This is a genomic window from Rhodococcus sp. HNM0569, from assembly GCF_012726205.1.
Taxonomy (GTDB): domain Bacteria; phylum Actinomycetota; class Actinomycetes; order Mycobacteriales; family Mycobacteriaceae; genus Rhodococcus_F.
Genome location: NZ_JAASAE010000003.1, coordinates 186,306 through 204,577, shown reverse-complemented (window position 1 = coordinate 204,577; position 18,272 = coordinate 186,306). Strand labels below are relative to the sequence as shown.

Genomic DNA, 18,272 nt, shown 5'->3' with positions numbered 1-18,272 from the left:
ACGGAAAGAGCGTCGCAGGGGACGGCTCGCGGTAGGAGGAGAGCAGGGGTGCGCCTCTCCTTTCGCCGCGGCCGTCCCCTGTCGCGTAGCGGTGCGGATTTCTATTCATTGACTGATCCGTCGATTAATTATTATGCTGATGTCATGATGGCACGCACGGTCGACCCCGAACTCCACGCGCTGCGCCGCACTACGATCGTCGGCGCCGCCGCCACCCTGTTCGCCGAACACGGCTACGACGCGGTGCCCGTCACTGCGGTCGCGAAGGCCGCGGGAGTCAGCAGCGGAACCGTCTTCCACTACTTCGGCGACAAGCGCGGCCTCTTCCGGGCGATCTTCGAAAACGACCTGCCCGAGACACGCGCGATGATCGATCGCCACCGCGACGACCCCGATCCCCTCGCCGCGATCCTCGCCGTCGTGGGCGAACTCGTCGAACCCGCCCAGGATCCGGCCGCTGCCGGACTCGTCGTCGAGGTCATCCGGCAGGTCGGCCACGATCCGCGGCTCGCCGCGATTCTCGAAGAAGACGAACACACCGTCGAGGAAGGCCTACTTCACCTGCTCGAACGCGCCCGAGGGGAGATCGACCCGGCGCTCGACCCGGCCTCGACAGCGGCGTGGATCCGGGCAATCACCGACGCCGCGTTCCTCTACGCCGACAATCCGAAGGCGATGTCACCGACCGATACCGTGCGCACCATCGTCTTGCGCTACCTGACCGGCCATCGGAAGGAGACGTCGTGACGAGGTGTGACGAGGTGACCCGGGTGGCGCTCAACCCTTTGCTACCGACTTCGATCGCACTGGCGTGCACAGCATTCGGGGCCGGGCTCGGTTTCGTTGCACCCGCAGCCTCACGGTGGGCAGTCGACACCCTGCCCGATGTGCCCGGCCCGCTCGAGATCCTCTCGGAGCTCGACCTCACATGGTCGGTGCCGATACTCACCGTCGTCGGCATGGTCGCCGGCATACTGCTGGCGCTCGCGATGTCGTCCGAGACTCTCACTCTCACAGTCGACCCCGACGGAATCGTGCTCGAGCAGAACGGCAGAGAGCTCTACGTCCCGAAGGCGCGGATCGGTACGGCGTTCCGCGACGGGAAGGACCTCGTCCTCACCGACGAGGCCGGCCACGAGCTGGCGCGGCGCGATGCCGGCGACCTGAGAGCACGAACCGTGGTCGACGCCTTCGTGACACACGGATACCCCTGGCGGAACCACGACCCGCACGAAGGCGAGTTCACCCGCTGGGTCGACGGTCACCCGGATCTGGGCGACGAGGTGCACGCGCTGCTCCGAAGACGACGCGACGCCCTGCCCGACACGGACTCACACGAGGCGCTCACCCTCCACCGGAGCCTCGGCCGGAAGGGCATCGTGGTACGCGACCGGGGCGGACACCAGGAGTATCGGCGCACCACGGCCTGAGGCTTCGCCTCGTCACAGTCCCTCGATGCGCCACAGCTGCTTGCCCGATACGACGTCCGCCCCGGTTCCGAGGAACCGGGGCGGACGTCGTGTCACGGAAGGTCAGTGCGCGACCGGGCACTTACCGCCCGACGTGCTGTAGTCGACCTGGAACTCCTTGATGCCGTTGAGCCAGCCGGAGCGGAGGCGGTGCGGATCGGAGATCTTCGCGATGTCCGGGATGTGGTCGGCGATCGCGTTGAAGATCAGGTCGATCTCCATACGTGCGAGGTTCGCGCCGAGGCAGTAGTGCGCTCCCGTGCCGCCGAAGGCGAGGTGCGGGTTGGGATCGCGCAGGATGTCGAAGGTCCGCGGGTTCTCGAAGACCTCTTCGTCGTTGTTGGCCGACGCGTACAGCATCACGACGCGATCGCCCTTCGCGATCTGCTGGCCACCGAGCTCGGTGTCCTCGAGCGCGGTGCGCTGGAACGAGATGACGGGCGTGGCCCAGCGGATGATCTCGTCGGCGGCGGTCTTCGGCCGGTCGCGCTTGAAGATCTCCCACTGCTCGGGGTTGTCGATGAACGCGGCCATGCCGTGCGTGATCGCGTTGCGCGTGGTCTCGTTGCCCGCGACGGCGAGCACGATGAAGAAGAACCCGAACTCCTCGGGAGACAGCTCGTCTCCGTCGATGTCGGCCTCGATGAGCGTGGTGACGATGTCGTCGGCCGGGTTGGCCTTGCGCTCGGCTGCCATCTGGTAGGCGTAGCCGAGAACCTCCATCGACGCGGCCGCGGGATCGGCGGTGTTCTCCGGATCGTCGTAGCCGGTCATCTGGTTCGACCACTCGAAGATCTTCGCGCGGTCCTCCTGCGGCACGCCGATGAGGTCGGCGATGGCCTGCAGCGGGAGCTCGGCCGCGATCTGGGTGACGAAGTCGCCCTGCCCTTCCTGGCACGCCCCGGCGACGATCTTCCTCGCCCGCGAGTCGAGTTCGTCGCGCAGTGCGTTGATCGCACGCGGCGTGAACCCACGCGCGACGAGCTTGCGCAGCTTGGTGTGCTCGGGAGCGTCCTTGTTCAGCAACACATGACGCTGCAGCTCGATGGCCTCACGCGGGATGTCGTCGTTGAAGCGCGGGATCGCCGTGTTCTCCCAGTTGGAGAACACGTCGCTACGACGCGAGACCTCGCGGACCTCCTCGTGCCGGGAGACGACCCAGAAACCTTCGTCGTGGAACCCGCTGACGTCCGGGGACTTCTTGTTCCACCACACCGGCGCCGTCTTGCGGAGTTCGGCGAACTCCTCGAACGGCATCCTCTCCGCGAAGAGGTCGGGATCGGTGAAGTCGATGTCGTCGGGGATGTTGGGCTGCGTCACCTGAATCTCTCCTGCCCTTGCCTGTACACCACTGCCTGTACGCGACTGCTGTAATCTGGAACACGTTCTACTTGTCATTCAAGCACAGCGCTCCCCGTGTGCGAAAGATCAGCGGGAGCACGTCTTGCACCCTCTGCGGAACGTGTTCTACTTTTCGACACAATCGAAAGGAGTCCTCCGTGGGCACACCCGTCATCGTGGACGCAGTACGCACCCCCATCGGCAAGCGGGGCGGCTGGCTGTCCGGTCTGCACGCCGCCGAGATCCTCGGCGCGGCCCAGCGCGGGCTGCTCGATCGCACCGGCATCGATCCGCAGCTCGTCGAGCAGCTCGTCGGCGGCTGTGTCACGCAGGCCGGGGCACAGTCCAACAACATCACGCGCACGGCGTGGCTGCATGCCGGCCTGCCGTGGCAGGTGGGCGCCACCACGATCGACGCGCAGTGCGGATCGGCACAACAGGCGAACCACCTGATCGCGGGTCTCATCGCGACCGACGCGATCGACGTCGGCATCGCGTGCGGCGTCGAGGCGATGAGCCAGGTACCGCTCGGCGCCAACGTCGGCACCGAGGCCGGGCCGCGCCGCCCCGCGTCGTGGGACATCGACATGCCGAACCAGTTCGAGGCCGCCGAGCGCATCGCGCGCCGTCGCGGCATCTCGCGCGGCGACGTGGAAGAACTCGGTGTCCGTTCGCAGGCACGCGCGAAGCGGGCGTGGGACGAGGGACGATTCGACCGCGAGGTCCTCCAGGTCACGGCGCCGGTCGTGGAAAAGGACGGCACGCCGACCGGCGAGACCCAGGTCGTCGCGCGCGACCAGGGCTTGCGTGACACCACCGCGGAGTCCCTCGCGAAGCTGAAGCCCGTCCTCGACGGCGGCATCCACACCGCGGGCACGTCGTCGCAGATCTCCGATGGCGCAGCCGCGGTCATGCTGATGGACGAGGCCAAGGCCCGCGCGCTCGGCCTCACCCCGCGCGCGCGAATCGTGTCGCAGGCACTCGTCGGCGCCGAGCCCGAATTCCACCTCGACGGCCCGGTGCAGGCCACGACCCGCGTGCTCGAGAAGAGCGGCATGAAGATCGGCGATCTCGACCTGTTCGAGGTCAACGAGGCCTTCGCGTCGGTGCTGCTGTCGTGGGCGTCGGTGCACGGGCCCGATATGGACAAGGTCAACGTCAACGGCGGCGCGCTCGCGCTCGGACATCCCGTCGGCAGCACCGGTTCGCGCCTGATCACGACGGCGCTGCACGAACTCGAACGCACCGGCGGCAGCACCGCACTCGTCACGATGTGCGCGGGCGGCGCGCTCGCCACGGGAACGATCATCGAGAGGATCTGACCGTGCCGGAATCGGGGCTGACCGGGGCCGGGCCACGGGGACTCGGCTCCCCGTGGGTCGATCGCATCATGAAATGGATGTCGCGCGGCAATGTCACGCTCTACCGCAGGACGGGCGGGCGCATCGGCGGCAAGTGGCGCGTCGGCAGCGCGTTTCCGTGGGGCATCCCGGTCTGCCTGCTCACGACCACCGGTCGCAAGACCGGGACCGAGCGGATCACCCCCTTGCTGTTCCTCGAGGACGGCGACGACGTGGTGCTCGTCGCTTCCAAGGGCGGTGCACCGAAGCACCCTCTGTGGTTTCTCAACACGGAGGCCGACCCCGATGTGACGGTGCAGATCCGCTCCCGCGTCCGCGACATGCGCACACATGTCGCGGACGCGGCGGAGCGTGCCCGGCTGTGGCCGAAGCTCGTCGCGATGTATCCCGATTTCGAGTCCTACCAGGCGTGGACCGAACGCGAGATCCCCATCGTGGTGTGCACGCCACGCTGAGCCCTACTCGCCGGTAGCGGTTGTGCCGGGCGGCGACTCGTGGCCACGATGGTGCCAGCATCCGCCGACGAAGGGACCTCCGATGACCGCGCCGGATTCCACCGCACAGGACCGCATCCAGGATCGCCGCGAGCTCACGGCCGCGCTCGTCCGCGCCCTCGAACGCCGCCACGAGGTGCTCGACGCGATCGTCGACAGCGCCGACCGGTCGGCCGCGCTCGCGTCCGTCGCCGAGCTTCTCGACACGACGCAGGACAATGCGGCGGCCGTCCTCGGTCTCACCTTCGAACGGCTCACCAAGGCCGAGCGCCGGCGCACCCAGGCCGAACTCGACAACCTCGACGCGTCGCTGTCGTGGACGTCCCGCGAGCGGCCGGCCAGCACCGGGCGCCACTTCCGACTCCGCCCGTTCGCCGACTCGTCCGACGACGCCGCGCTGTTCGCCCGTCGTTGCGGCGAGCAACACGCCGAATGGGACGCCGATGCGGTCGACCGCGAGCGTCGCGGCGGCCTCGAACGCATCGACGACGAGTCGGCGGCGTGGTTCGTCGCGGAAGACACCGAGGCCGGCACCACAGTGGGCATGGTGTTCGGCGAGCTCGAGGGTCGCGAGGTCGACGTGGCGATCTGGATCGAGCCGTCGTCGCGCAAGAAGGGCTACGGCACCGCGGCGGTGAAGCACAGTCGACGCGAGCTCGCGCCGGAGTTTCCCGGGACGGTGTTGGTGGTCCGCTCCCCCGCGTAGTCACGGCCGACGCGGATTTGAACAAAATGTTGACAATATTTCGTTCATCACGGATCGTGGGCTTCATGAGCACCGACGATCCCCATACCCTCACACCCCCCGACGCGAGCGGTGCGCGTGCCGAGCGCGAGTACACCGGACTGTTCCGCATCGCCGAACGTCATGGCGCCACTGCTGCCCAACGTGCCCGCGCGACACATCCCGAGGTTCTCGATCCCGCAACCGCCGTGCGGCTCGTCGCGGGCCTCACTGCCGGTTCGATCCCGCTCGACGACGCCGAGCCCGATGTCGACGACGACGACGTCACCGCGGCGCTCACACTGGTCCCGAAGATGCGCGCCGAGACCGACCAACTCGAAGCCGTCTTCCTCGAGTCCGCCCGCGCTCGCGGAATGACCTGGCAGCACATTGCCTTCGGCCTCGGGCTCGGAAGCCCACAGGCAGCGCGGCAGCGGTACGAGCGCCTCGTCACCCGAGTGCGCGGATCCGACAGGGATTGATGCGAAAGAGGCTACGGCATGCGCATTTTCGTGACCGGAGGCACCGGGGCGATCGGCAACTACGCGGTACCCGCGCTGATCGCCGCCGGCCATGACGTCGATGCACTCGCTCGCCGCGACGACAAGGCCCGGCTCCTCGCGTCGTACGGTGCGAATCCGGTGCGCGTGTCGCTGTTCGACCGCGACGAGTTGACGCAGGCATTTCGCAGGTGCGACGCCGTCGTCAATCTGGCGACAGCGCTGCCGTCGACGCTGTCGTTCGTACGGACGTCGGCGTGGGAACGGTGTCAGCGCATCCGCACGGAAGGCTCTGCCGCAGTGACCGACTCGGCGCAACGCGCGGGAGTCGGCACCGTGTTGCAGGAGTCGATCGCGATGATGTACCGCGACGGCGGCGACCGCTGGCTGACCGAGGATTGGCCGGTCGATCACTTTCCCGTGGCGTCGGGTGTCCACGCCGCAGAAGCGAACTCGGCGCGATTCACCGAGTCCGGCGGGCGTGGGGTCGTCCTGAGATTCGCGATGTTCTACGGCAACGGTGCCGCGCACAGCGAACAGTTCGTCGCGCTCGCGCGCCACCATCTCGGTTACCGGGCGGGCTGCCCCGATGCCTTCCAGTCGTCGATCCACCTCCGCGACGCCGCGACTGCCGTCGTGGCCGCGCTCGGCGCCCCGGCCGGCGTCTACAACGTCGGCGACGACGAACCGATGTCCAAACGCGCGTACACCGGCGCGGTCGCCCGCGCCGTGGGCGCGACGCCGTGGGCCACGGGCCCCGGCCGTGCCGCCCTGCTGCTCGGCGACCGCACCGCGACCCTCACCCGGTCTCAGCGCGTGTCGAACAGGCAGTTGAAAGACGCAACCGGATGGTCGCCGCGATACCCCAGTGTCCGAGAGGGATTCGCGGCCATGGCGTCAGGTGCCGATCAGACGCTGTGAGCGATTTCGGCGTGCGGAGACTCGTCAAGTGCTCACGAGGGGGTGGCGCCGACAATGCCTTCGGCTTCGATCTCGACCCGGAGGCCCGGTTCGACGAGGGCACCGACCTGCACGAGTGTCGAGCACGGGAAATCGCCGGTGAAGACCTCTCCGCGGGCCTTGCCGACGAGGGCCTTGTCGGCGATGTCGACGAGGTACACCCGAAGGACGAGGATGTCGTCGACCTTCGCACCGCATGCCTCGGTCAGCTCACGCACCCGGCGAAAAGCCTCCGCCGCCTGCAGGTACACGTCGTCGCCACCGACCACGCCGTCGGCGGTCCCCGCGTGCATGCCGGACACGAAGAAGCGGTCGCCGACGACCCGGGCGTTGCTGAACATGCCCGGACGTGGTGGCTCGGGCACCGTGTCGGCCGAAACACGCGTCACGACACTGCCTCACGCACCGCGGCGCGACGGGCGTCCGACTCGCGTGTGAGGCGCTCGCGGACCGGCACGAAGTCGTAGGTCGGATAGAACTCGGTGGTGAACACGCCCCACGCGCGGCGTTCGAGTTCGACGTTCACCGCAGCGAGCTTCGCGACCGGCACACGCAGCGTCACGATCTGGCCGACGCCCATCGCGACCACCCACGACACGACCTCACACCCTTCGGGCGGAAAGCCGTGCCACCAGTCGGCGTCGTCGAGCTTTCCCTGCAACTGCTCCATGTTCTGCGACTGGTCGTGGCGCAGGAACACCGTCAACAGCATCGTGTCGGGGTCACCGCTCATACCCGATCGCCCGCCAGAACCGCAGCCTGCTGCTTGGCGTCGGCACGGTAGATACGCCGGATCCGCGAGACCCCGAGGTCGTGCTGGTACAGGTGTTCCTCGACGTCCGCGTCGGCTGCGAGCGCCTCGAGCACCTCCCGGTCCTGTTCGAGTACCTCCCAGTGCTTCTGTTCGAGTCGGGTGCGGTACAGGAAGCGCCACACCTCACGCTCCCAGCCCTGTACGCGGCGCGTACGCCAGTGGAAGATCGCGGAATTGTCCGCGTCGACCGGCGTCGACATCCCGACGATGCCGAAAACCCCTCCCGGGCCGGCATTGCGGGCATACGGAATTTCGAGGTCGACGTAGTCCATCGACCCGCGCACGTACTCGACCCAGTCGAAGTTGACGCCGCGTTGGTCGGTCTTCTCGAAGAAGAAGCCCCGGTCGGTCTCACGGATACGGAACCTGGCCGACGTGTCGCCGCCGAACATCGAATGCGAGTTGCGGTGCAGGAAGGCGCCGTGCATCGGGTCGAGCACGTTGTCCATGTAGAACCGCCACGGGCCTGCCCATTCCGCATAGTTCGGGAACCACGACACCTCGGGGTCGCTCAGCCGGTCCGGGAGGACGAACGGCGTCGGTTGCGAGTCCGCCGTCAGGGGCACGAAAGCGAAGATCGTGTCCGCCGCTTCGGCGACCTCGAGCGACACCGTGGCCTGCTTGCCCTCGAGCGCACACCCCGGCATACCGGGGACCGACACGACGGTTCCGGTGCCGTCGACCTGTACGCCGTGGTACTTGCAGGCGACACGATCGCCGAGATGCTGACCCACCGACAGCGGCGCACTGCGATGCGGGCAGCGGTCTTCGAGCATGCGCACGGTGCCCCGGGCGTCACGGAAGAGCACCCAGTCGACACCGAGCCGCGTGACTTTCTTCATCTCGCCGCTGCGCACCATGCGCGACGGCAGGATCGGGTACCAGCGGTCGCGCAGGCCGCTGGCGGCGATGTCGTCGGCGCTCAGATCCCGGCGGACGCCGACCGCGCGCGTGCGTGAACCGCCCGTCGCCGCCGCGACGCGCGCCGTGGTGGGCTGATCGGTTGTGGTCATGTCACTCTCCCAGTCGTCGCATCTCGGCACGGAAGTTGTCCTCGGTCCACGCCCCGCCGTCGGGTGCGTGCAGTCCGAGATCGTTGAGCCCGGACACGAGCCCCGGTAGATCGCGGACCCCCTGTTCGAAGACCTCCATGATCGAGCCGGACAGCTTCTCCTCGTACGGGCTGAACGGCTCGGGGTGGGTCTGGTGGGCCTCGAGATACTGGACGTCAGACATGCGCTTCCTCCTGTCGGCGCTGTCCGAGGGCTCCGAGGCCCTCGGCGATGATGGTGAACGAGGTGACCCACTCGTGGAACGAACTGCCGCGTTCGCGGTGGGCCGGGACATCGCAGCCGTCGATGACCACGAAGACACCGTTGTCGATACCGCCTGCGATCCCCTGCGGCACAGCAAGTCTCGACTCCTCGGCAGCCTCGCTCACCTGATCCGGTGCGGACGCGATCACCAGGGTGGGAGCGTGGACCGACGCGAGCAACTGACGGTACTCCGCGTCGTCGTGCGGGATCTGCGGATCGCCGAGCAGCAGGCTGCGGACGAGATGCGGATGGCGCGACGCGAGCACGATCGCCGCGTAGGCAGCCGTCGCCGTTGCGAGTACGTGCGCCGGGGCGTCCGCTTCGATGTCCCGAGCCGCGGCGGCGACCCACCGGTCGACCGACGCGCCGTCGCGCGCGTCGAGAACATCAGCGGTCTCGACGACCCGCGCACCGAGCGCGTCGATCTGGTCGGCATACCAGTGGGCGGCGCCCGGCCGGTCGTGCAGACACACGATCGGATCTCGTGCCGCTTCGGGGTAGTCGGTCATACGATCACCCTTCTCGCGTCGGGATGTGTACGGGCGGGGTGAAGGTTCCGGGGGTCGGCGACAGCGCGGTGACGTCGACCTCCATGAGGACCGGCCCACCGTGGGCCACGGCATCCCGCAACTGCCGCTCGAACGTTCCGGGCCCCTGCACGAGGTGATACGGCATGTCGAAGGATGCGGCCAGCAGGTCGAAACGCGGGGTGTAGAGGTCGACGCCCGCGCGGTCGAATCCGTTGGCCTGCTGCATATTCCTCAGCACACCGTAGCCGCCGTCGTTGAACACGAGCACGACGCACCGGGCGCCGGTTCCGGCGAGCGACGCCAGTTCTCCGAGGTGAACGGCGAGACCGCCGTCGCCTGCGACGACCAGCGTCGGCACGTGCGGGCGGGCGAGCGCCGCACCGATGCCCATCGCCAGTCCCTGCCCGATTCCGCCGCCGAGCGGGAAGATGTTCGTCTCCCGCTCGTAGAACGGCAGCAACCGGTTGCCCCACTGACTCGACGGGATGGTCACGTCGCGGGCTACGACCGATTCGCGCGGGAGGACCGACCGAATGCCCTCACAGATCTCGGCGTAGCCGCCGATGAACTCGGTGAGTGCCGTGCGCACCGACTCTCGGGTCGCGGTGACCTTGGCGGACCAGTCGACGTCGACGGCTGTGTCGGTGAGCGCCGCGTCGATCGCGGCGAGCGTGAGCGCCGCATCGCCCACGATGCCGACCGTCGCCGGGTACACGCGGCCCACCGCTGCTGCGTCGACGTCGATCTGGATCTGCGTCGTCGGCAGCGCGAGGTGGTAACTCTTGGTTTCGTTGGAGCGAAAGTGGGTGCCAACGGCGAGCAGCAGGTCGGCCTCCTCGAGCAGCGTGGCGACACCGGGATTCGCGGCGAAATTCCCGATCACGCGGTCGTCGTCCTCGGGCACGATCGCGCGACCCGAGTTGCTCGTGAGCAGACCGGCGCCCAGCTTGTGCACCAGCGACGTCAGCTCGGCCTTTGCACCGGCCGCACCGCCACCGACCCAGATCAGGGGGCGCTCGGCGCGCGACAGCAGTCGCACCGCCTCCGCCACCGCCCCGTTGTCGGGCTCGGCGGGTGCCGCGACGTGTGCGTCGTACGGTCGTTGCTCGTCGGGACGCGCGAGATACTGCAGGTCCGAAGGCCACTCGATGCTGGCGGGTCCACTCGGCGCCGACAGGATATGTGCGATCGCCTCCTCGAGGTCGGCCTCGGCGTCCTTCGCATCCGTGACGGTCTTCGCGAACACCGAGACCGCGTCGAGCATCTGCAACTGCTTGGGCACTTCATGGATGACGCCACGGCAGGACCCGAGATATTCGCTGTCGATCTGCCCCGTCACGTGCAGCACCCGGCTGCCGGCGGTGAGCGCCTCGACCATCGATCCGGCCGCATTCCCTGCGCCCGTCCCGGTGCTCGTGATCGCGACGCCGATCCGTCCCGAGGCACGGGCGTATCCGTCGGCGGCATTGACGACGGCGGCCTCGTGGCGCATCTCGACGAAGTTCAGCTCGCGCGCGACCGCTTCGACGAGGGGAAGGTTGTGGATACTGATGACGCCGAACGCGGTGTCGATGCCGTGCCGGCGCATGACCTCGACCAGCACGTCACCGCCCGTGGGTTCCTTCGGTGCGGCGGTGTCGCTGGTTGCCATGATGTCCTCCGTGTCGTGCAAAGGGATACTGGTGCTGTCATGCTGCGGCGCGGGTCGTGCTCGCGCCGACCGTGGTCAGATGTAGCGGCCCACGCCACCACCGACGTCGATCGACGTTCCGGTGGTGTAGCTCGCGAGCGGCGAGAGCAATGTGACGATGTGGAATGCGACCTCCTCGGCGGTGCCGAAACGGCCGAGCGCGATTCCGCGATCGGCGGCGATCTCCGCACTCCACGAGGCGTAGTCGAGTTCGCTGCCGGAACCTTCGTACCGCCTGCGCCACTGACCGGTGTCGACGAGTCCGAGCAGAACCGAGTTGACGCGCGTGCCGTCGACGGCGAGTTCCTCTGCCATCGAGGAGGTGAGATTGAGCAGCGCGGCACGCGCCGCAGAGGTGATCGCCAACTTGGCCTCGGGCTGCCGCGACAGGATCGCATTGACGTTGACGACCGACCCCGAGTCCGATTCGGCGAGCGATTTCCGGGCGGCACGCACGAGATTCCACGACCCGAAGATCTTGAGCGAGAACTCGTCTCGGATCTCGTCGTCGCCGGTGTCGGGCAGACGCGCCATGAGGGAGCGGCCCGCATTGCACACGAGTCCGTCCACACCACCGAAGCGGCCGGCCGCCTCGTCGACGAACGCCTCGACCGACGCCCGGTCGGTGACATCGCACGCCGCGGCATGCACAGCGCCCGGGCCCGCGTCGCCGAGTGGCGCGACCGCAGACCGGAGACGGTCGAGATCGCGTGCACACACCGCGACATTCGCGCCCTCGGCGACCAGCATGCGCGCGGTGGCGAGGCCGATGCCCGAGCTCGCACCCGTGACCACCACGGTGCGTCCGGCAAGCTGCAGATCCATGCTGTCTCCTCAGTTCATCACGAAGCCACCGTCGACCACGAGGGTCTGTCCGGTGACGTAGTCGGCCGCGTCGGACAGGAGGAACTGGACCACGCCCGCGACGTCGTCCGGCGTCTGTTCGCGTGTGATCACCTGGTTCTCGGCGTACAGGGCGTAGCGCGACGCAGGGACCGTCTGCGTGGCCTCGACGCGCGTCAGTCCCGGTGCGACCGCGTTGACTCGCAACCCGTGCGGACCACCGTCGCGCGCCATCGAACGGGTCATCGCCATCACAGCACCCTTCGAGCCGACGTAGTGGACGAGCCGCGGCGAGCCGTACAGCGCGGCGTCGGACGCGACGTTCACGATCGTCGAGCGCTCGTGCGCCGACAGTTGCGGAAAGAAGTGCTTGCTCACGAGCCAGGTGCCGTATGCGTTGACGCGCATCACTCGTGCGAAGAACTCTTCGTCGAGCTCCCAGAAGGCGTCCCCGCCGACGCCGTCGGCGAGGGCCGCATTGTTGACGAGTGCGTCGGCGCCACCCATGTCCGCTACGGTGGCCGCGAGGGCCGCGACCGAGTCGCGGTCCGAGATGTCGGTGACGATCGAATTGGCGTCGTATCCGCTGTCGCGCAGTTCCTTTTCGGCATCGGCGGCAAGTTCGGGCCGCAGCTCCGCGATCACGACGCGGTCCCCGTACGCGGCGAGGCGCTCGGCGATCGAGAAGCCGAGACCGCGTCCGGCGCCGGTGACGACGACGAGTCGGCTCATGACTGGAGCCCTTTCAGGAATCGGAGGACATGGGCGGCCATCGCATCGGGCCGCTCCTGCACGGCGGCGTGCCCTGCGTGTGGGATCGACGCGAACGACGCCCCGGGGATCGCGTCGGCGAGCAGTCGTGATTCGGCAACGCCGGTCACGACGTCGTCCTCGCCGACGACGACGAGTGTGGGCACCGAGAGGTGTCGAAGTTCGGGGCCGAGGTCCGTCGACGCCATGCACTCGGCAGCCGCGGCATATCCCGCGATCCGCACGCGCGCCATGTCGGCCTCCACACCGGCCACGACGGCATGCGCGGTGTCCGGGGACACCAGCCGCGCGGCACGAGCCGCGGCGAACGCGGGTGCGCCCTGCTGCCGAAGCTCGTCGACCCGAGCGCGCATAGCCGCGGCTTTGCCGGGCGAGGTGCCCGAGCCCCGGGTGCTGTCGGCGAGGACGAGCGAGCGGACACGGTGCGGGCTGCGCAATGCAGTCTGCATCGCGACGACACCGCCCCACGACGTCCCGAACAGGTGCGCCGACTCGACACCGAGTTCGTCGAGGACCTCGTCGACCACCACGCTGTGGTCGACGACGCCGCGAGGATCCTCGGACTCGCCGTACCCCGGTGCATCCCAGCAGTAGGTACGAAAGCCCTGCGCGCCCAGCAGTTCCGCGAATGTCCCGCAGGTCTGCGCGCTGCCACCGATCCCGTGCAGCGCCAGCACCGGCGCACCGGCTCCACGGACGACGAGGGACACTCCGCCGCACGAGACGCGCCGTGAACGGGGTGCGGCGATATCTCGGCACTCGGTACCGGCAAGCCCTGACACTGCCCCACTCCCCTATGCGGTCTGTTCGGCGGGGGCGGCGCCGAAGAAATAGTCGTCGAGACCCGCGACGACCCGGTCACGGTGGCCGAGGTCCGCGACACCCGCCATCGCGGACCGCACCGTCGTGGTGGGCGGCCCTGCCGTTCCCCACTGGTCGGACAGCTCGGGTGTGCGCCGCCAGGTTCGGCACAGCCACGCGTCCTCGTCGATCTGGGCGACCTCCGACGTGTACTCGCACACGAGGCCCGCGGGGTCGGTGAAGTACGAGAAGGTGTTGTCGCCGGGACCGTGTCGGCCGGGGCCCCACTGAGGTGCGATGCCGTGCCGCTTCAGACTCCCGATGCCGCGCATGAAGTGGTCGAGGCTCTGCATCTCGTACGCGACATGGTTGACCGAGGGCCACGCGGCCTGGTTGAGCGCGATCACATGGTGGTCGGAATTGCAGCGCAGGAACGTCATCTGGTGTTCGGACCAGTCCGAGATGCGCATTCCGAGGACCTCGACATAGAAGTCCGCGAGCCGGTCGATGTCGGTCGTGTTGAGCACGACGTGTGCGATCTTGCGTGGAACGGCCCGTCTGCCCGCCGGTTCGGCGGACGCGACGGCAAAGGTGTCCGCCGACAGCTCGATACACCGCCCTTCGGGATCGACGAGTTGCAGCCCGTACCCGCCGCCTGCGTCGTCGAGCGGGCCCGGTGGTGTCAACAGCGGGATCCCGAGCTTCTCGAGCCTGCGCGCGGCCTCGTCGACCTCACTGCGCGTCGCGACGGCGAACGCGATGCGATCGAGCGCATTCGTGTCGTGCGCGACGAGCCGGAGCACGTGGTGTTCCGTACCGGTGGCGCGCAACCAGTAACGGTCGGAGTCCTCGTCGACCGTCGAGAGCCCCCACACCTCGTGGTAGAAGTCGCGTGAGGTCACCGGATCCGGCACGCCGAGCGACACCGACCGCAGCGAGCGCAGCCGCACGACGGGTTCCGCGGAATAACGCATGGTCATGTCCACCCTTTCCTAGAGATCGAGAACGAGTTCGGCCGAGCGGCAGCGGGACACGCAGGGCAGCATCGTCGTGCCTGCGGCGTGCTCGTCGTCGCTCAGGACGAAGTCCCGGTGGTCGACATCGCCTTTGACGACGGCCACCTCGCATGTGCCGCAGATGCCTTCGGTGCACGACGACGCAGCGGGCACTCCCGCGGCGACGAGCGCGTCGAGCACCGAGACGTCGGCCGGAACCGCGATGCGCTGGCCCGACGAGGCGAGCACGACGTCGAAGGCGGTGTCTCCGTCGAGCGTCGCCACCGGCTCCGGCGCCTTGAAGCGTTCGAGTCGAAGCCGCGTCGGATCCGCGAGTGCGTCGCCGCACGCGGTCATGAGTGGTTCGGGGCCGCAGCAGTAGACCAGGGTTCGTTCACCGACCCCGGCCAGCAGACCCGCCAGATCGGGGTAGGCCCCGCCTGCTTCGTCGTCGGCGTGCACCGTGACGCGGTCTCCGAAGCCGGCGAGTTCGGGCAGGAACGCCATCGTCGACCGTGAGCGGCCGGTGTAGAGCATCCGCCACGCAATTCCCCGGGCGTCGAGTCTGCGGGCCATCGCGATGATCGGGGTGATGCCGATGCCGCCCGCGACAAGGACGTGCTCGTCGGCATTCTCGTCCAGTGCGAACGCATTGCGCGGGCCGTCGACTCCGATGAGCGCGCCGACGGGCAGCGCGTCGTGGATCAGTCGCGAACCGCCGCGCGAATCCGGCGTACGCAGCACCGCGACCGTCCAGGAGCTGCGATCCGCCGGATCCGAGCACAGGGAGTACTCACGGACGAGCCCGTTGGGGAGATGCAGTGCGAGATGTGCACCGGGCTCCCACACGGGGAGGTCGGCCCCCGTGGGATCGACCAAGGTGACGCTCGTGACGCCCTCGGCCTCCCAGGACTTTCGCTGGACACGCAGCGTACGGGTCTCGTCCACGACTGCTCCCTTCCGTGATCGGTGTGATCGGTGATCGAGGCGTCAGCGCGTGACGCCGAACATCTCCGAGCTCGGCGGGTAGGTGGGCAGCTCGGGCTTGGGGGTGCCGATGATCACGCAGAACAACGCATCCGAGTCGCCCACATTGGCGAGACTGCGCGGTACACCGGCCGGCACGCGGATCAGATCGCGGTAGCCGAGCACCCGCGTCGCCTTCTTCGTGCCGTCCTCGACATCGTGGACGGCGACCTCGAGCTGACCTTCGAGGACGTAGAAGACCTCTTCGACGTCGTGGTGGGTGTGCTCGGGTCCCACTGCGCCCACGGGCAGGCGCATGTTCGAGAAGGTGAAGTGATCGGCCTTGATGGAACGTGCATCACCTTCGTGATTGCCCGTCGCACCCGAGCCGATGTACCGGATCTGTGCGCGCTTGAAGCGATCTCCGCCCTTGGCCGCCTGGAAACCGAGGGTGTCCCAGTCCTCGTACCGGCTCTCGGCGCTCGCGATGCACGAGTCGATCATTGATTCGAGATCGACCTGCTCGGTGGCGTTCTGTTCGGTGCTGGTCATGACACTTGCCTTTCTCGTGGGGGTCGTGGTGCGCGGTGCGTGGGTGCGCCGCTCAGTGCTCGTCCTTCTTGTGTGCGATCGCTTCGATCTCGACCGTGGCTCCGTACGGCAATGCGGCGACCTGAACGAACGAGCGTGCAGGCCGTGGCTCGGCGAACACCGTCTCGTAGTGACGATTGGCCTCGTCGCGCAACGACACGTCGGTGACGAAGTACGTCGTCTTCACGACGTCCGACAGCTTCATGTCGACCGTCGCCAGACGCTCGGTGAGCCGTGCCATCGCGGCCTCGAGCGCAGGCACGCGGCCTTCGACGGCGACGCCGTGCTCGTCGACCGACAGTGCACCCGAGACGAAACCGAAGCCGGCGACGTCGAAGGCCGGGCTGTAGGGATGCGCACTCATGGTCGTTCCTCCCTGTTCCGTGCCGGAGCGGAACCAGCCCACGGCAAGGGCGCTCCGGAAACGTCGAAGTAGATGCTCTTCTGGTTCATGTACGAGCGAATGCCGTCGCGGCCCTTCTCGGTGCCCATGCCGCTGTCCTTGAGCCCGCTGAAGGGTGTCGAGATCGAGAACTGTTTGTAGGTGTTGACCCACACCGTTCCTGCCTGCACTGCCTTCGCGATGCGCCACGCCCGGCGATAGTCGGCGGTCCAGATACCGCACGCGAGCCCGAACACCGTGTCGTTCGCCTGTGCGACGAGATCGTCCTCGTCGTCGAAGGGCAGCACGATCGCCACCGGACCGAAGATCTCCTCCTGGCAGATTCGTGCCGAATTGTCGACACCCGCGAGGATGGTGGGCTCGTAGTACGCTCCGTCCGCGAGCTCCGGCGCTGCGGGAATCGCTCCCCCGCACAGCACGTGGGCGCCGTCCGCGACCGCGGCCTCGACCGTCGCCGCGACGCCGTCGCGATGCGCGAAGGTGATCATCGGAGCCACCTGCGTCCGCGGGTCGGTGCCCGGCCCGAGCCGCAGCGCTTTGGCGGCCTCGACCAGTCGGCCGACGACCTGGTCGTACACGCTGCGCTGCACGAAGATTCGCGATCCGGCGATGCAGCTCTGCCCCGAGGACGAGAAGATCCCGAACAGGATTCCGGCGACCGTCTGGTCCAGGTCCGCGTCGTCGAAGACGATCGTGGGCGACTTGCCACCGAGTTCGAGGGTGATCGGCATGATCTTCTCCGCGGCGACGTGCGCGAGCGCGCGCCCCGTCTCGGTGCCTCCGGTGAAGGACAGCTTCGCCACCCCGGAGTGTCGTGCGAGTGCGTCGCCGACCGTGCGCCCGGGCCCGGGCAACACCGACAGCAGGCCCGCAGGCAAGCCTGCCTCTTCACACAGCCGCGCGAGCAGGAGAGTCACCCACGGCGCCCACACAGGAGGCTTCGCCACCACCGCATTGCCCGCCGCGAGCGCGGGTGCGATCTTCTGTGCGTCCGACGCGATCGGCGAGTTCCACGGCGTGATGGCACCGACGACGCCCATCGGCTCGTAGGTCGCGATCGTGACGTACGGTCCGCGTGACGGGGTGACGGCCTGCTCCATGGTCTCGAGCGCCGCGGCCATGAAGCGGAACGTGCCTGCCGCGCTGTGCGCGAGTGCGCGCGTCTCGGTGAGCGTCTTGCCGGTGTCGGTGGTCTGCAGGATCGCGATGCGTTCGGCGTTCGCGTCGACGAGGTCGCCGATACGATGCAACACCGCGGCGCGCTCGTGCGGAAGCATCGTGGCCCAACCCGACTCGCGTGCCGCGCGGGCTCCGGCCGCCACCGCGTCGTCGACATCGGATTCGACGGCGCCGTGCAACGTGGCGAACACCCTGCCCGTGCTGGGATCGACCGATTCGATGATCGCACCGGTGCCGCGTCGCCACGTCCCGGCGACGTAGATCTCGTCGCTGGTGTCGGCGTCGAGAACGGCGCCGATGCCCTCGCGGAGATCGGTCGTGCCGCCGAGTTCGGCAAGTGCGCGGTCGGCCATGTCACCGCCGATCTCCAGGGTTCGGCCGTCCGTGCGGCTCGTGAAGTGGTTCATCGGGTTTCATCCGTTCTCGTGAGATCTCGATCGCCTGAGGCGCTGCCCTCTCGCCGTGGTCGAATCCCGCATTCGTTTCAATACAAGAGTCTGAGCGAAAAGATACTTACCGTCAAG

General features: G+C 68.1%; 22 protein-coding genes. 7 read left to right on the top strand and 15 right to left on the bottom strand.

The genetic code is table 11. The annotated features are described in order from the left end of the window. The first annotated feature begins 144 nt into the window (after positions 1–144). Entirely contained in the window at positions 145–747 is a 603-nt protein-coding gene (locus HCA44_RS05565) for a TetR/AcrR family transcriptional regulator (protein WP_169647535.1), read from the top strand. After that, the gene (locus HCA44_RS05560) at positions 744–1,430 is read left to right on the top strand and encodes a hypothetical protein (RefSeq protein ID WP_169647534.1); all 687 of its coding nucleotides are present in this window, start codon (positions 744–746) and stop codon (positions 1,428–1,430) included. Before HCA44_RS05565 ends, HCA44_RS05560 begins: the two co-directional genes overlap by 4 nt. Positions 1,431–1,532: 102 nt before the next feature. On the opposite strand, the gene HCA44_RS05555 is transcribed toward HCA44_RS05560, so the two are convergent. Further along, positions 1,533–2,789, bottom strand: coding sequence for a cytochrome P450 (locus tag HCA44_RS05555; RefSeq protein ID WP_169647533.1), 1,257 nt, complete (start codon positions 2,787–2,789; stop codon positions 1,533–1,535). Between the two features lie 179 nt (positions 2,790–2,968). On the opposite strand from HCA44_RS05555, the gene HCA44_RS05550 reads away from it, so the two are divergent. The 5 genes from HCA44_RS05550 (at position 2,969) to HCA44_RS05530 (ending at position 6,810) form a co-directional block, all read left to right on the top strand. Beyond that, complete coding sequence (locus HCA44_RS05550; protein ID WP_169647532.1) at positions 2,969–4,132, top strand: steroid 3-ketoacyl-CoA thiolase; 1,164 nt, start codon at positions 2,969–2,971, stop codon at positions 4,130–4,132. Positions 4,133–4,200: 68 nt separating this feature from the next. Next, positions 4,201–4,626, top strand: a complete 426-nt coding sequence (locus HCA44_RS05545; protein WP_169647781.1) for a nitroreductase family deazaflavin-dependent oxidoreductase — start codon at positions 4,201–4,203, stop codon at positions 4,624–4,626. A gap of 82 nt (positions 4,627–4,708) precedes the next feature. Then, entirely contained in the window at positions 4,709–5,371 is a 663-nt protein-coding gene (locus HCA44_RS05540) for a GNAT family N-acetyltransferase (RefSeq protein ID WP_169647531.1), read from the top strand. 65 nt (positions 5,372–5,436) lie between these two features. After that, entirely contained in the window at positions 5,437–5,871 is a 435-nt protein-coding gene (locus HCA44_RS05535; RefSeq protein ID WP_169647530.1) for a DNA-binding protein, read from the top strand. A gap of 18 nt (positions 5,872–5,889) precedes the next feature. Further along, the gene (locus tag HCA44_RS05530) at positions 5,890–6,810 is read left to right on the top strand and encodes an NAD(P)-dependent oxidoreductase (RefSeq protein ID WP_169647529.1); all 921 of its coding nucleotides are present in this window, start codon (positions 5,890–5,892) and stop codon (positions 6,808–6,810) included. Between the two features lie 32 nt (positions 6,811–6,842). Here HCA44_RS05530 and HCA44_RS05525 read toward each other — a convergent pair whose 3' ends face one another. The 14 genes from HCA44_RS05525 to HCA44_RS05460 all read right to left on the bottom strand — a co-directional run bounded on the left by HCA44_RS05525 (position 6,843) and on the right by HCA44_RS05460 (position 18,155). Then, positions 6,843–7,238: a RidA family protein gene (locus HCA44_RS05525; RefSeq protein ID WP_346764590.1), complete on the bottom strand. Its 396-nt coding sequence runs from the start codon at positions 7,236–7,238 to the stop codon at positions 6,843–6,845. Further along, entirely contained in the window at positions 7,235–7,582 is a 348-nt protein-coding gene (locus HCA44_RS05520; RefSeq protein ID WP_169647528.1) for a hypothetical protein, read from the bottom strand. Before HCA44_RS05520 ends, HCA44_RS05525 begins: the two co-directional genes overlap by 4 nt. Further along, positions 7,579–8,676 (bottom strand): Rieske 2Fe-2S domain-containing protein, encoded by a 1,098-nt coding sequence (locus tag HCA44_RS05515; RefSeq protein ID WP_169647527.1) that lies wholly within the window; start codon positions 8,674–8,676, stop codon positions 7,579–7,581. The genes HCA44_RS05520 and HCA44_RS05515 overlap by 4 nt, the downstream gene beginning before the upstream one ends. A gap of 1 nt (position 8,677) precedes the next feature. Then, complete coding sequence (locus tag HCA44_RS05510) at positions 8,678–8,899, bottom strand: recombinase-like helix-turn-helix domain-containing protein (RefSeq protein WP_169647526.1); 222 nt, start codon at positions 8,897–8,899, stop codon at positions 8,678–8,680. Continuing rightward, on the bottom strand, positions 8,892–9,488 hold the full coding sequence (locus tag HCA44_RS05505) for an alpha/beta hydrolase (protein ID WP_169647525.1): 597 nt from the start codon (positions 9,486–9,488) through the stop codon (positions 8,892–8,894). The genes HCA44_RS05510 and HCA44_RS05505 overlap by 8 nt, the downstream gene beginning before the upstream one ends. Positions 9,489–9,492: 4 nt before the next feature. Then, complete coding sequence (locus HCA44_RS05500) at positions 9,493–11,160, bottom strand: thiamine pyrophosphate-binding protein (protein ID WP_169647524.1); 1,668 nt, start codon at positions 11,158–11,160, stop codon at positions 9,493–9,495. A 75-nt stretch (positions 11,161–11,235) separates the two neighbouring features. Then, positions 11,236–12,024 carry an SDR family oxidoreductase gene (locus HCA44_RS05495; RefSeq protein WP_169647523.1) on the bottom strand — a complete coding sequence of 263 codons (789 nt, stop codon included), beginning with the start codon at positions 12,022–12,024 and terminating at the stop codon, positions 11,236–11,238. Positions 12,025–12,033: 9 nt separating this feature from the next. Beyond that, the gene (locus HCA44_RS05490) at positions 12,034–12,774 is read right to left on the bottom strand and encodes an SDR family oxidoreductase (protein WP_169647522.1); all 741 of its coding nucleotides are present in this window, start codon (positions 12,772–12,774) and stop codon (positions 12,034–12,036) included. Further along, positions 12,771–13,523, bottom strand: a complete 753-nt coding sequence (locus HCA44_RS05485) for an alpha/beta fold hydrolase (RefSeq protein ID WP_346764589.1) — start codon at positions 13,521–13,523, stop codon at positions 12,771–12,773. The genes HCA44_RS05490 and HCA44_RS05485 overlap by 4 nt, the downstream gene beginning before the upstream one ends. An 84-nt stretch (positions 13,524–13,607) precedes the next feature. Further along, positions 13,608–14,588 carry a VOC family protein gene (locus tag HCA44_RS05480; RefSeq protein WP_169647521.1) on the bottom strand — a complete coding sequence of 327 codons (981 nt, stop codon included), beginning with the start codon at positions 14,586–14,588 and terminating at the stop codon, positions 13,608–13,610. Positions 14,589–14,606: 18 nt separating this feature from the next. Beyond that, positions 14,607–15,557: a PDR/VanB family oxidoreductase gene (locus HCA44_RS05475; protein ID WP_169647520.1), complete on the bottom strand. Its 951-nt coding sequence runs from the start codon at positions 15,555–15,557 to the stop codon at positions 14,607–14,609. Positions 15,558–15,599: 42 nt separating this feature from the next. Beyond that, positions 15,600–16,127 carry a cupin domain-containing protein gene (locus HCA44_RS05470; RefSeq protein WP_169647519.1) on the bottom strand — a complete coding sequence of 176 codons (528 nt, stop codon included), beginning with the start codon at positions 16,125–16,127 and terminating at the stop codon, positions 15,600–15,602. A 52-nt stretch (positions 16,128–16,179) separates the two neighbouring features. After that, the gene (locus tag HCA44_RS05465; protein WP_169647518.1) at positions 16,180–16,530 is read right to left on the bottom strand and encodes a RidA family protein; all 351 of its coding nucleotides are present in this window, start codon (positions 16,528–16,530) and stop codon (positions 16,180–16,182) included. Then, positions 16,527–18,155, bottom strand: coding sequence for an aldehyde dehydrogenase (locus HCA44_RS05460; protein WP_240945314.1), 1,629 nt, complete (start codon positions 18,153–18,155; stop codon positions 16,527–16,529). The genes HCA44_RS05465 and HCA44_RS05460 overlap by 4 nt, the downstream gene beginning before the upstream one ends. Positions 18,156–18,272 lie beyond the last annotated feature (117 nt).